General features: G+C 46.0%; 15 protein-coding genes. 3 read left to right on the forward strand and 12 right to left on the reverse strand.

The features are described 5' to 3' along the window. The 5 genes from atpE to RMO27_RS12795 all read right to left on the reverse strand — a co-directional run. Positions 1-174 (reverse strand): ATP synthase F0 subunit C (atpE, locus tag RMO27_RS12775; protein WP_309733054.1); only part of this gene is annotated, 174 nt, incomplete at its 3' end. A gap of 140 nt (positions 175-314) precedes the next feature. Further along, positions 315-1,073, reverse strand: coding sequence for a F0F1 ATP synthase subunit A (gene atpB / locus RMO27_RS12780; RefSeq protein WP_396133701.1), 759 nt, complete (start codon positions 1,071-1,073; stop codon positions 315-317). A gap of 96 nt (positions 1,074-1,169) precedes the next feature. After that, on the reverse strand, positions 1,170-1,613 hold the full coding sequence (locus tag RMO27_RS12785; RefSeq protein WP_309733027.1) for an ATP synthase subunit I: 444 nt from the start codon (positions 1,611-1,613) through the stop codon (positions 1,170-1,172). Between the two features lie 180 nt (positions 1,614-1,793). Then, the gene (locus RMO27_RS12790; protein ID WP_309733029.1) at positions 1,794-2,771 is read right to left on the reverse strand and encodes an NAD(P)-dependent oxidoreductase; all 978 of its coding nucleotides are present in this window, start codon (positions 2,769-2,771) and stop codon (positions 1,794-1,796) included. 252 nt (positions 2,772-3,023) lie between these two features. Then, entirely contained in the window at positions 3,024-3,911 is an 888-nt protein-coding gene (locus RMO27_RS12795; protein WP_309733032.1) for a hypothetical protein, read from the reverse strand. A 4-nt stretch (positions 3,912-3,915) separates the two neighbouring features. On the opposite strand from RMO27_RS12795, the gene RMO27_RS12800 reads away from it, so the two are divergent. Next, a complete protein-coding gene (locus tag RMO27_RS12800; protein ID WP_309733034.1) occupies positions 3,916-4,260 on the forward strand; it encodes a hypothetical protein in 345 nt (114 codons plus the stop codon). 204 nt (positions 4,261-4,464) lie between these two features. Here the strand turns inward: RMO27_RS12800 and RMO27_RS12805 are convergent, their stop codons facing one another. Continuing rightward, positions 4,465-5,631 carry a CIA30 family protein gene (locus RMO27_RS12805; protein ID WP_309733036.1) on the reverse strand — a complete coding sequence of 389 codons (1,167 nt, stop codon included), beginning with the start codon at positions 5,629-5,631 and terminating at the stop codon, positions 4,465-4,467. Between the two features lie 165 nt (positions 5,632-5,796). Between RMO27_RS12805 and RMO27_RS12810 the strand changes: the two genes are divergently transcribed. Next, positions 5,797-6,570: an ion transporter gene (locus RMO27_RS12810; protein ID WP_309733038.1), complete on the forward strand. Its 774-nt coding sequence runs from the start codon at positions 5,797-5,799 to the stop codon at positions 6,568-6,570. Positions 6,571-6,701: 131 nt separating this feature from the next. Here RMO27_RS12810 and RMO27_RS12815 read toward each other — a convergent pair whose 3' ends face one another. The 6 genes from RMO27_RS12815 to msrB all read right to left on the reverse strand — a co-directional run bounded on the left by RMO27_RS12815 (position 6,702) and on the right by msrB (position 11,564). Beyond that, on the reverse strand, positions 6,702-7,316 hold the full coding sequence (locus RMO27_RS12815) for a CHAP domain-containing protein (RefSeq protein ID WP_309733040.1): 615 nt from the start codon (positions 7,314-7,316) through the stop codon (positions 6,702-6,704). Positions 7,317-7,375: 59 nt separating this feature from the next. After that, positions 7,376-8,671 (reverse strand): adenylosuccinate lyase, encoded by a 1,296-nt coding sequence (purB, locus tag RMO27_RS12820; RefSeq protein ID WP_309733057.1) that lies wholly within the window; start codon positions 8,669-8,671, stop codon positions 7,376-7,378. Between the two features lie 246 nt (positions 8,672-8,917). Continuing rightward, a complete protein-coding gene (nblB, locus tag RMO27_RS12825) occupies positions 8,918-9,565 on the reverse strand; it encodes a phycobilisome degradation protein NblB (RefSeq protein WP_309733042.1) in 648 nt (215 codons plus the stop codon). 208 nt (positions 9,566-9,773) lie between these two features. Continuing rightward, positions 9,774-10,355: a hypothetical protein gene (locus RMO27_RS12830; protein WP_309733045.1), complete on the reverse strand. Its 582-nt coding sequence runs from the start codon at positions 10,353-10,355 to the stop codon at positions 9,774-9,776. Positions 10,356-10,399: 44 nt separating this feature from the next. After that, on the reverse strand, positions 10,400-10,858 hold the full coding sequence (locus tag RMO27_RS12835) for a CBS domain-containing protein (RefSeq protein WP_309733048.1): 459 nt from the start codon (positions 10,856-10,858) through the stop codon (positions 10,400-10,402). Positions 10,859-11,066: 208 nt separating this feature from the next. Further along, positions 11,067-11,564, reverse strand: a complete 498-nt coding sequence (gene msrB, locus RMO27_RS12840) for a peptide-methionine (R)-S-oxide reductase MsrB (RefSeq protein ID WP_309733050.1) — start codon at positions 11,562-11,564, stop codon at positions 11,067-11,069. Between the two features lie 249 nt (positions 11,565-11,813). Between msrB and RMO27_RS12845 the strand changes: the two genes are divergently transcribed. After that, positions 11,814-12,676: glycoside hydrolase family 3 N-terminal domain-containing protein (locus tag RMO27_RS12845; RefSeq protein WP_309733052.1), on the forward strand; the 863-nt coding region annotated here is incomplete at its 3' end.

Raw genomic sequence — 12,676 nt, forward strand, 5'->3', positions numbered from 1 at the left:
TGCCAAGGAGAGCAGCAGGGTACCGCGAATTTTGCCTTCAGCTTCGGGTTGACGCGCAATCCCTTCAACAGCAGAACCAGCAGCGGAACCTTGACCGATACCAGGGCCGATTGCAGCCAAACCAACAGCGAGAGCAGCAGCAATAACAGAAGCAGCAGCAACAGTAGGATTCATGATGTGTTTACCTTAAAAAAATGGTTGAGAATATTAATCGATTTAGCTAACAGCATTCGCTATTAACTGAGGGTGGTCAGTATGTACTGCCATCCGCCCCAAACTTACCCTCGGATGAGGGGAGGTAGACGAAAGGGAAACTAGTGTTCCTCTTCGTGTTCGCCGTGACCTTCGATCGCTTCACCGATGTAGACAGCAGCTAGTGTCGCAAATACCAATGCTTGGATCGCACTAGTAAACAACCCTAATAGCATAACTGGCATCGGGACAATAAACGGAACTAGTAATACTAGTACACCGACCACTAATTCATCTGCGAGGATGTTTCCGAATAAACGGAAGCTTAGGGACAGCGGTTTAGTGAAGTCTTCGAGGATATTAATCGGTAAAAGGATTGGTGTCGGTTGAATATATTTAGCTAGATATCCCAAACCGCGTTTGCGGAAACCTGCATAAAAATAAGCTAAGGACGTGAGCAATGCCAATGCTACCGTGGTGTTGATGTCGTTCGTTGGTGCGGCTAGTTCGCCTGATGGCAGATGAATCAGCTTCCACGGGAGTAACGCTCCAGACCAATTGGATACAAAGATGAATAAAAATAGGGTACCGATGAATGGAACCCAAGGACGATATTCCTTTTCGCCAATTTGGTTTTTGGTTAAGTCCCGGATAAATTCCAGGGCATACTCCATCAGGTTTTGAATCCCGCTGGGAATGCGTTGAACATTCCGATTAGCGGCAATTGCTGCGATCAGCAGCAACCCAATGACAAACCAAGAGGTGAGGAACACCTGACCGTGGAGTTGAAGATCGCCTAGTCGCCAATACAAGTGATGACCGACATCCAATGCCGCTAAGGGCAGGGAATTTATGATGTTTGAACCATCTAACATGTGCATCTAGGAGGCGTTTCTGGGTGATTGTTGACCAATATTGCAAAAAAAAGATCTTTGCAATTTGGCGATCGATCTCGTGCTGGCTAGACTCGACAGATTTCACTCGGTGAGCCAGATTGTCCGCAAGAGGTAGATTAACAGTGCCGCTTTATAGGTCAAAAATCCTAAAAAGACTGGCAGAATTTGCAGTTGGTGCCATTTAGCCGCTACCAGCATCAAGCCTACGAATAGAGCCAGACGATTTAAACTGAGCTTACTGGATTCATTGCCAATTCGATCTACATCTTTGGCTAGCAGCCTCAAGTACACTACTCCTGCGACTGCACCCAAAAGGTAATTGAGGGCGACCCTCAATTCATAGACGAATGCTACAGTGACAAATGCCACAGTAGTAATTGCTAGAGTAATCAGATACAACTCTCGTTTGAGCTGCTGATACTCACCCATCGAGTCTTCTGAAGATTGTGTTACGCTAGATTGCTCTGGCGTAGTGTCCTCACCAACTAATTCTGTCGGTTGAGGTGTTTCATCAGTAGAGTTCACAGTAGTTTGGTGTTATTCGATCCTGATCGACCACCATCGATTGTATCACCGACAGGTAACAATACTTAAAAAAATTTATCAGCTGAGAATTGCGCTAAATCGCCTAGAGTAGAGGGTTTGCCATGTCGGTCGCGACAGCCACCGATTTGGCACCGTGTCGGTACCACACCGCTCAAGTAACTACTTGGCGTTGCTAACCAGACCGCGCGTGCGGAAAATATCAGTAATCGTCGGGGCGTAAGTTGGTAAGCCAAAGGTGGCGGGACTAACGGGATTGGTCGCGCTAAAGTGTCGATAATTCAGACAAAAGCGATCCCATTCGGCCATTTGGATCTTAAATAGCTTAATGAAGAAATTGGTCAGCCCGATCGATAACGGAATCTGGAAGGGACTTTTTTTGCCAAAGTAGGCACAAATCTCTTTGATGCCAGCATCCGCCTGAACTAATTGATTGCCCAAAACGATGCGGCGATCGAATTTATCGGCAATTTCGGGATGGGCGATTAGATGTCTGACCACTTCGGCGATATCTTTGCCATGAATGAAGTGGAAGCTGCCATCCGCGCTAAACCATTGCAATAGTCCGGCATATTTAGAGATGGTTGGCAAGTCGGCAGATAGGTAGGAATAGGGCTTGGTGTTATCACCACCAAAGACGAGGGTGGGAAAGACTGTCGTAACCTTTGATGCGATACTTTGTGCGCCATCAGGGGCATTTTTTTCGCGGGTTAATTTGTCCAAGCACTGATGTTTGGACATAATATAATCCGTCCCGATCTTACCTGCTTCTGGTAATAATTGATTCTGGCGATCAAGGACACTTTGGGTCGAGAAATAGATGACTTGCTGACACACTTGTGGATCGAATAAATCGAATAAGGCATGAGTTTTCGTATAGTTAATATCGAATGCTTCTTGGCCGCCCCAACCTGCTGCTGTGAGGACAGCAACTTCGATCGTTTTGAGTAACCCCGCCTGCTTTTCAATTTCCATCATGTCGGTGATGACGACATGAATACCAGGGCGTGCGTTAATATCTACTTGCAACTTGGCAGGGTTACGAACAAATAGAAATAGTTCGTGATCGGTATTTTGGATCAGAGTTTCGCTGATATAATGACCGACACAACCGCTGGCACCAGTTACAAGAATACGCATGAGAAGTTGGGAGTTGGGGATTGGGAGTTGGGAGTATTGATATTATCTAGTTGAAGCTAGGAAAATTCAGGGTGGGCACTGCCCACCAAAAGAGTTAAGGAGATGTTTAACGCTATGCATTTTTCGGCCTGGTAGCTATCGTTATGCCATTGACAGGAGAAATTTACTCGACTTTAATCTCGTACACATTAGCAGAACGATACAATGTCGATCGCACTAGAATCTAATAAAATATTAATGGTTAGCAATTAACTATTTTGTAGGATTTTTATTGTCTAAAGATCGCCGTTGTCTTGGCTTAGGAGTAGGAGTAACAGTGGGAGCAGGGGTATAGTAGCGCATCGGTGAATTCCCGATCGCATTACCAACTTGCATGGTATTAATATAATTAGCTAATTGAAATATTTTGACTGGGGGGAGAGTCCGAGTGCTAGCTTGAAATTCTAAGTCTGTTTTCTGCAAAGCAGATTGACGTTGAATTGAGTTGAGTTTAGACCATTGAACTTTAGGATCGGCTTTGAGTTTTGTCAATCGATCGGTTCTGAGTTTCGTGATTGCTTTGATTTCGGGGATATAAGCTTCGAGATTTTGCCCCCAATGAATGCGCATTTGTTCGCGAAAATAATCGCCGCGCCTAAACCATTCACTATCTTTAAATGTCAGCCAACCTGCAGGTAATCTAGATAATTCTTGTTTGGCATCGGCAGAAATTTTCGGGTATTCGGCGGTGAGTTTGGCTGCGATCGCATTTTTGAGTTTCAGATCGTTACTGACAACAGATTTGCCCATGACCTCATTGACCATAAAACACAGCACTTCCGCGCTCATGTCACTAGTCATCCGCGTTAACGGTGGTTTGCCAGGTGCGAGCCAATTTTTGGGTGACGCATCATAGAAAGATACCAGCCAGAGTGCATCGGCATCGCCATCGAGTACCTGTTGGCGCAGATTTGCGACTAGTTTAGTCTGAAGTTGAATGAGATCGGCGGGAGTAGCCTTGGCGATTTGTGGTTCGAGCGCGATGGTTTGGAAGACAGTATTGCGTAGTCCCAAATTAGTCATCCATTCCTTTCTCAACCGTTGCGAAATTTTTCGCTGTCGATCGGGTGTGAATTTGACCGCTAATACCTGTGCATACAAAGTCGTGAAACTTTTGAGCGTCGCTGGTGTCAGTGTCGGGACGACGACTAATGGGGGGCCACTGGGAGTAGTCACTGAAGGCTGGGGACTAGCTGCTGGGGTCGCGCTCGGAGTGATGGTAGGGGGAGTAAATTTTGGCGATGGGGTAACTTTTGGGAGCGGGGTGACTTTAGTGGGGAGCGGTGTCTTGATGGTGGCTGGAGGTTTAGCAGGGGGAGTAACAGTAATCGCTGGTGCTACTATTCCCGCCACGCTGAGCGCACACAATATGGCAATAACTCCAGAATTAATGCTGGTTGGTTTCATGGTCTTGGCTCCCGCTCCATTAGCTAATGATGACTATCGCTAGTGCATCGATTGATTATACTCTGTGACGATCGCCTTACTGCTATAACCGAATCTACCGCTCGCATTGGTCGAGCGTTTTGGTATTCTTTAGTAATAGACAATCGTCCCTAAGTCATAGTGTGGAGACGTAGAGTTCCTGAGATTGTTTCGCGCCTAAATTTGATCTTCGATTTACCTAACGAGCTAAATCAAAAACTCGATCGATTTAACGCCCTAAAATTTGACCGACTGCTTCTGGTTGTGAGATCGATTTGACGGCAATCTCTGCCACCATCTTGGGTGCTAAACTAACCGCTTGGACGATCGAGTATGACAAGCTACTAGCCTGAAGTTTGGCAATTAGGTCTGCTGAAGTTGGCATTGGATCGATGATAACTAGTTGCGGCACGATTGCGCCACCATAAGCAGAAATTGAGGCAATCTCCACGGAAAATAAACCTGGTGTAAATCGCGGGTTGAGGGCGCGATCGTATTCAAACTTACTGAGCATTAATTGCAACGAACAGATCTGGGTAGTATCCAACGGTGCATCGCTGACTGTCTTCGCTCGAAAAATCGGTACTAAATCGGCAAATGGAACTTGAATCGTCATCCATTCATTGGCGATCGTATCAAAAGAATATGCATAACCAACTCCGTCCCATTTCGTCTCAGTTCGCAGGAAGATTTTGTATCTTTGGCCGTCACCTTTGATGTATAATTCGATGCCTTGATAATTACTTAAATTGAGACTCGGCTCAAAATTTCGCGTCCGTACCGATGCAAATCCACCCGAATTTTCGATCGACACATTGCCACTAAAAACTGCAATACCTGCTTTCAATCGCATCCCACTTTCACTCACCCCACCCATTACCACATCATCCACAGCTCCCCAAGTAGCCTGAAGATCGATCGTCGGGTTGGTAAAATCAAACAGTTCTAATTGATTATCTGTAGGTAAATAGGTAATTGCCGCCATCGTCAAATTGTCCAAAGCTGTAGCGGCTAAAGCATGTCCCGCTTCCGGACAGACAATAATCGATCGGACATCTTGCATGACTCGATCGGTAAAGCTATGATTACCCGTACTACTATCATCAAGCTCTACACGGACAAACTCTACATTTGCAGGTACACTAAACGGTGTCATGCTCAGATCGGCGATCGCGGCTCTCACCTGATAACCACTTTTGACTAATTGCTCGACCACTAATTGGCCGATTTCACTCATCCCACCTACTACCAAAATTTTACCCACAGCTCTCCCTCCATCAGTGGTAGATTGACGATTCGCTCCACCAGTCAGCCAGCGTCGTACATCGCTGACGACCGGAATTGCTTCAAAATAGCTAACGGTATTTAAAAACCGGCCTGCATCCCATTTAGCCATAATCGTTCACAAATTGGGTAATGGTTGTTTGCACTCATCTCTGCTAGTGGTCGATCGACTACTCTAGCTAGCTATCATTATAACGAGTTTATTTTTGCTGCCGAGCACACCTGTCTCGATCGACTGTCAACCGATTTAACCTGCCCTGCATTCTCAAACTTCACTATGATTCTTGCAGATAAAATCTCGCTCTACTTAGAAGATCTCGAACATCCGATCGGTCGCATCGTCAATTTACTGATTACCGGATTAGTTTTAGTATCTACGGGGATTTTTATCGCCGAAACATATCCCCTCTCGCCAGATCTGCGATCGCTCATTGCCAAAGTAGATCTGATTATTCTATATGTTTTTGCTGTTGAATATTTACTGCGCTTCATCGCCGCACCAGCCAAATTAAAATATCTGTTTAGTTTTTATTCACTCATCGATCTGATTGCAATTCTGCCAATGTTGACTGGCATCACCGATGTCAGCTTTATTCGGATTCTCCGTTGGTTTCGGATTTTGCGATTACTCCGATTTATTGAGGGTAAAGCTCTCTTCGGTAATCTCGATCGCGAGGATAGCTCGATCGTCACTCGTATTTTATTTACGATCTTCTCGATTATCTTTATTTATTCAGGACTGATTTATCAAGTCGAGCATCCTGTCAATCCCAAATTTGGTACTTTTTTCGATGCCGTTTATTTTGCCGTCGCGACAATGACAACGGTAGGATTTGGGGATATTACACCGATTTCTGATGCTGGCAAATTGATGACGGTTTTAATGATTTTATCTGGTATCGCCCTGATTCCTTGGCAATTAGGGGATCTGATTAAACAAGTTGCTAAAAGTGCTAATAAGGTAAATTTAGCTTGTCCTAAGTGTCAACTAGCAAGTCACGATCTCGATGCTAGTTTTTGCAAACGTTGTGGCACAAAATTGAGTGGGTAGTGGCAATTCATGAATTGCCCCTACCCACAGGTTGCGATGAGCGCAGATTTGGATATTATTAAATCCTCATTCCTCATCATCGATCGATCTTAGAACTACAATTGCACCCGATCTCCCGCTAATTGCCATAATTACAAGTAAATAAACTTAGCTGCCTTAGCTTGTGGAGTCTGTCCTTTGATTAGTCGAATACTCGGTTGGGATTGGTGAACACCCTCACTAATCAGAAAAGAGCCATCAGGATAAACTTTTTCGACAAATGCTACATGTCCCGCTGTCGGATCGGTGGTGGAAGTATAGTTCATATTTCCCTCACTCCATTGAAATTGGAGATTGGCTTCCCACACGACCAAGCTATTGGCTCTCACTCTAGTTTTGAGCCGACTGCGATAACTACTATCGGCAATGCGATCGTCCCAGGTATGCGCGTCACCATTGAGTACCACCCCAATGCCTTGTTTATTCTTGACTAAGCCACGTTCGATCGCTCTACCGTAGGCAAATTCAGTACATTCAAATGGATGAATGCCCCGAACTCGATCGTTCCCTTCGATAAATTGATTGCCACTGGATTGGTAATAACTACCCCTGAGATTAATTTTTAATTGAGATGTAGATGGCAGCTCGATCGAGTTAGCTCTTGTATTCGTTCCAGCAACAGAGATATTAGGAACAGTTACAGAGATAGCAGCCAGAATTGTCAGAGTGACTTGTAATAGTTTAGCTTTGATAATTATTAACCTCACAAATGTAAATAATAGCCCCAACCTGGTGAGACTGGGGCGAAATTTTTAGTTGTAAATGTTTAGATACTCAAGCGTTGATAAATCTCATCTAGATGCTTGAGATGCTGAGTCGGATCGAAACAATGGGCGATCTCGGCTGGTTTCAGATGCGCGGTAATGCGAGGATCGCTGGAGACAACCCTGCGGAAGTCACCATCGAGAGTATTCCAGACGGACATCGCATTAGCTTGGACGATCGAATATGCTTCCTCCCGATTCAATCCTTTCCCTACTAGTGCCAGTAATACCGACTGGCTGAAGACAACCCCACCATAGCAGTTGAGGTTGCGCGCCATATTTTCGGGATAGATCAACAGATTTTTGATCAGGTTGGTGGTTTCGACCAACATGAAGTGGGTAATGATGCAGGAATCGGGCATGCAGACACGCTCTACCGAGCTGTGGGAAATATCCCGTTCGTGCCACAAGGCTACATTTTCCAGAGCCGCGATCGCATTACCCCGCAAGATCCGCGCCATCCCCGTCAAACGTTCCGATCGAATCGGGTTGCGTTTATGCGGCATCGCAGAGGAGCCTTTTTGACCTTTGGAGAAGAATTCTTCGACTTCTAAGACATCGGTGCGTTGGAGATTGCGAATTTCGACGGCAAACCGTTCGATACTGGCACCAATCAGGGCTAAAACTTGCGCGAATTCAGCGTGAATATCGCGAGAAATTACTTGAGTAGAAGCGGTGTCTGGCGTCAATCCTAGCTTCTGACAGGCGATCGCTTCGGCGCGGGGTTCGATATTGGCATAGGTACCGACAGCACCCGAAATCTTGCCCACCGCAATCGTCTGACGGACGCGCACCAATCGATCGCGATTCCGCAGCATTTCAGCCAACCAGCCAGCCAATTTAAAGCCAAAGGTAATCGGTTCGGCATGAATCCCGTGGGAACGGCCGATCATCACGGTATTGCGATGTTTTTGGGCTTGATAGCGAATCGCTTGAATCGTATCTTCCAATCGGGCGAGCAAGATATCGGTACTCGCGACCATTTGCAATGCCAGCGCAGTATCGAGCACATCTGAGCTAGTCATGCCTAGATGGATATATCGCCCAGCCGCGCCCACATGTTCGTTAACATTGGTGAGAAATGCAATCACATCATGACGGACTTCAGCTTCGATTTCTAAGATGCGATCGACATCAAACTTGGCTTTAGCCTTGATTTCATCGACGGCATCCTGGGGAATATGTCCTAATTCGGCCTGGGCTTCACAGACGGCAATTTCAACTTGCAACCAAGTCTGAAATTTATAAGCATCTGTCCAAATTGCACCCATTTCGGGCAAAGTATAGCGTTCGATCACGAGTCCGTCACTTGAATTCAACTAGCTTAGTATAACGTTCGATGTATAGCGTTCGTTGGCGAAGCCTGTCTTTTGGACAATCGCGTGTCCGTCACTTGAATTCAACTAGGTAGGGTGTGTTATCCCGTTCGCGTAGCGTCTCCAACGGAGAAGGGTAACGCACCAAGATAAGAGCTTCGGTGTGTTGTTAACGCATCAAGATTAAGAGCTATTTTTTCGGTGCGTTACGCTTCGCGGTAACACACCCTACTCTAATCCCCTTGCCTCTTGAGCGACTTGCTCGACTTCGTCGGCAGCTAAGATCGCCAAATTTTGATCGGCTAAGTCGCCACCTAAGTTGCGAAGCGCGCGGGCGAGTTGGTAGCGAATTTGCCAGTCAGGATTAGCGACAAATTGGATAATACTCTCAACCCCATTCGGATCGCCTAATTCACCGATCGAGCCAATTGCGGCAGTTTGGACGAGGCTAGTTTCATTGGTTAAGGCAGTTTGCAATAATTGGAGACCGCGCGGATCGCCCAGTTCGCCCAAAGCCGCGACGATACTGAATTGTACTAACCATTCTGGGGTAGTTTCGTAGAGATTTTTCAAATCGTCGAAAGCGGCTGTTAGCTTGAGCGCGCCGATTGCATCAGCAGCGGCGGCTTGAACGTCCGGCTCGGAATCGTTGACTAGTCGATCGCGTAAGATGTCAAAACTTTCAGTCAGATCTTGGGAGCCTAATGTTGCCAATTGGCTCACTGCTGCATAGCGGACGCGGGTATTCGCATCTGTCACCAACTGTTTGATATAGCCAAAGGCGATCGCGGGTTCGATTTCTCGTAACATATTCAACGCGGTAATGCGATCGCCTTTATGCTCTGAGTTAACTAGGGCGGTAATATTTTCGGACATGTGATTAATTGGGAAATTGAAATTTAACAGGATTTTTAAATATCGATCTTCAAATACCGAGTGACTGACCAGCGGCCGATCTCGATCTCTTTGGAGTAATCAGATCGATCCTATCACCCCTAAGTTACTTTGGCAGCGCGGATCGATCGATTGTAACTCGATCGATTGGAGGCAATTGCCAATCCAAAAGTAGCTAGTTCTCTTGAAATTAAACTTCTACAAAGTAATCGAGTTGTTCTGTAATTGCACCCAACCAATCAAAAAAAGATGGATTTAAGGTTTTATAAGCTGGTATCAGTGACACTTGAGATAGGGAATAAAATAACAAATAAAATTCAGTAACTACTTGTTTTTCTGTCGTGCTAATTTCGGAAGCAGGTTTCGGATAGAAATCTATTAATTGATCGAACTGAGTATACAGACTTTGCAACTTGGCCTCATACTCGTCGCGCGATTCGGCAGAGCCGACGCTATGCGAACGAGTCGGCAGGGCACCCGAACCTAGTGGCTGCTCGGTGGATATTGTCCATAATTCTTGAGGATCGATCGAGCTGAAATCTACTCGATATGCACTGTCAACCTGACTGATGGCGCGATAATAAGGCGGCCAAATCTGGCGATTGTCGATCGATCCACCGCTGGGGTAAAAGTAAAACTCGACAACTATCTTGCCATCATTTAGCCGCAATGTTGGTAAAGACATCGCTGACTCGAGTGTGATGACTTCCCATCGCAGTGGATGCTCATCAATTTCATCGATTAGCTTGACAATCGAGTAACGCTCGGACATGAGATTTTATTGCTAGTAACTTAATGAATTGCTAGTTTAGTACTTTAGGCATTTGCGATCGCGCGCACGATATCGCCTTCGGTAATAATCCCGATCGGGTGTTGGCGATCGTCAACCACAGGTAAGCGGCGCAGTTTTTTATCGTGCATAATTTTAGCGGCTTCAGGTAAAGTGGTATCCGCAGCAATCGAGATCGCGTGAGGAGTCATCACTTCGCCGACAGTTTGTCCCAATGCTTTGTGCAAATCTCGATCGTATGTGAGGGGATTTTGGAAATAAATTACACCACCTAAAAATAGCATGTATGGGGGCTGTTCGACACCTTGTTCGCGCCACATTAAATCGGATTCGGAAATTATGCCAACTAGTTTGCCAGCGTCATCAATTACTGGCAAACCACCAATATGTCGATCGACTAATAGCTTGACTGCTTCTGATATCGGCGTGCTAGGCATAACCGTTAGTAACTCGCGATTCATCCAATTTGCAACAGTTTGTGACATAATTGACCTCATCTAAATAGATGTGTGGTTAGGTGGAGAATTCGATTGAAAAGATCGGCAAATAATTACTAATTAGTTGTATCGAATATGCTCTATATATTTATTATAGTTAGGGGAGAATAATTATGACTGAGTATTATAATATCTTCATGTATCCACAGATAATTAATGCTGGCGATCGTCACAGATCGCCAGCATTAAAATTTAGCTAGCTACCAGAGACAAACTTCATCGAAATTCCGTTCATACAGTAGCGTAAGCCAGTCGGTTTCGGGCCATCTTCAAATACGTGTCCGAGATGTCCGCCACAGCGATGACAGTGGACTTCGGTGCGGGTCGAGAATAACGACTTATCGACAGAAGTATCGATCGCGCCAGGGAGTGGATCGTTGAAACTCGGCCAACCCGTCCCACTGTTAAACTTTGTCTCAGAGACAAATAACGGCAAACCGCAGCCAGCACAGACAAATTGACCTTTACCGTATTCTTTGTCGAGAATACTGGTGCCAGCGCGTTCTGTACCGTGTTTCCGCAATACATTAAACTGTTCGGGAGTCAGGATTTCTTTCCACTCTTCATCAGTTTTGGTGATTTCAAATTCGCCTTGTGTTTTTTCCATTGGGGGTGTCTGGGATGATAAAAAATAAAGTCCGGTGGCTGTACCGATCGGTACTAACGCAGCCGATAATAGAGTTCGTCTGTGCATCTGGTTGAGATCTGCGAGAGCTTCTAAAAAAACACCTCGTTGGCATCGCCTCTCCACTGGAGAATCTCAACCTACGTTGAAAATTTAGGATTACTTGTTATTTTAACAATTATCTAAAAGGTTAGGATTTAGGGGATGGGGAATGGTGGATAGTGGATAGTAAATTTTGACACTTGCTTCGCTCCTAGTCCCCAACTCCTAGTCCCTAACTCCTAGTCCCCAACTCCTAGTCCCCAACTCCCAACTCCCATGAAATTCCCCGATCTAAACAACCTCTCCCTCGTCCAACAAGTCGCCCAAATGGTGGTGGTTAGAGCTTCCAGTCATTTATTCGACCATCAGATTCAGTATCCCGAATTTGGCGAATCCGATCGAGCCACGCTCAAACATTGGATCGGCGATCTTGGTGTCGGTGGGGTAATTTTTTGGGGTGGCAATGCGGGCGAATTGACGCTGCGCATCCAACAGTTGCAAGCTTGGGCGACATATCCGCTGCTGATTGCCGCCGATATTGAAGAAGGCGTCGGGCAAAGATTTACAGGTGGTACCTGGTTTCCGCCGCCAATGGCTCTAAATGCAATCGCCCAGACGGATGTAGCTAAAGCGATCGAGTATGCTCGTCAAATGGGCGCGATTACCGCTACTGAGGCTATAGCGGTGGGGATAAATTGGATTTTGGCTCCAGTAGTCGATGTCAATAATAACCCCGCTAATCCGGTGATTAATATTCGATCGTTTGGGGAGACTCCTGAAATTGTCAGTCAGTTAGCGACTGCCTATATTCACGGAGCGGCGGCGTATCCGGTCTTAACCTGTGCTAAACATTTTCCCGGTCATGGGGATACAGGCGTGGATTCACACTGGGAATTGCCCGTCATACCGCACGATCGCGCGCGATTGGAAGCGATCGAGTTGCCACCATTCACAGCGGCAATTAAGGCGGGAGTAGATAGTGTGATGAGTGCCCATTTAATGATTCCCGCCCTCGATCCCGAACTACCAGCGACGCTTTCCCCCCGGATTATGACTGAGGAATTACGTCATAATTTGGGCTTTGAAGGGCTGATTAGTACCGATGCTTTGGTGATGGGGGCGATTGCCGATCGCTATGG

It is taken from the genome of Chamaesiphon sp. OTE_75_metabat_556, assembly GCF_031378165.1.
Classification (GTDB): Bacteria; Cyanobacteriota; Cyanobacteriia; order Cyanobacteriales; family Chamaesiphonaceae; genus Chamaesiphon.

Excerpts from the sequence above, each read along its gene's own strand:
- nblB (WP_309733042.1), bottom strand. The coding sequence starts at position 9,565 with ATGTCCGAAAATATTACCGCCCTAGTTAACTCAGAGCATAAAGGCGAT.
- RMO27_RS12810 (WP_309733038.1), top strand. The coding sequence starts at position 5,797 with ATGATTCTTGCAGATAAAATCTCGCTCTACTTAGAAGATCTCGAACAT.
- RMO27_RS12805 (WP_309733036.1), bottom strand. The coding sequence starts at position 5,631 with ATGGCTAAATGGGATGCAGGCCGGTTTTTAAATACCGTTAGCTATTTT.
- RMO27_RS12790 (WP_309733029.1), bottom strand. The coding sequence starts at position 2,771 with ATGCGTATTCTTGTAACTGGTGCCAGCGGTTGTGTCGGTCATTATATC.
- msrB (WP_309733050.1), bottom strand. The coding sequence starts at position 11,564 with ATGCACAGACGAACTCTATTATCGGCTGCGTTAGTACCGATCGGTACA.
- RMO27_RS12835 (WP_309733048.1), bottom strand. The coding sequence starts at position 10,858 with ATGTCACAAACTGTTGCAAATTGGATGAATCGCGAGTTACTAACGGTT.
- atpB (WP_396133701.1), bottom strand. The coding sequence starts at position 1,073 with ATGCACATGTTAGATGGTTCAAACATCATAAATTCCCTGCCCTTAGCG.
- RMO27_RS12830 (WP_309733045.1), bottom strand. The coding sequence starts at position 10,355 with ATGTCCGAGCGTTACTCGATTGTCAAGCTAATCGATGAAATTGATGAG.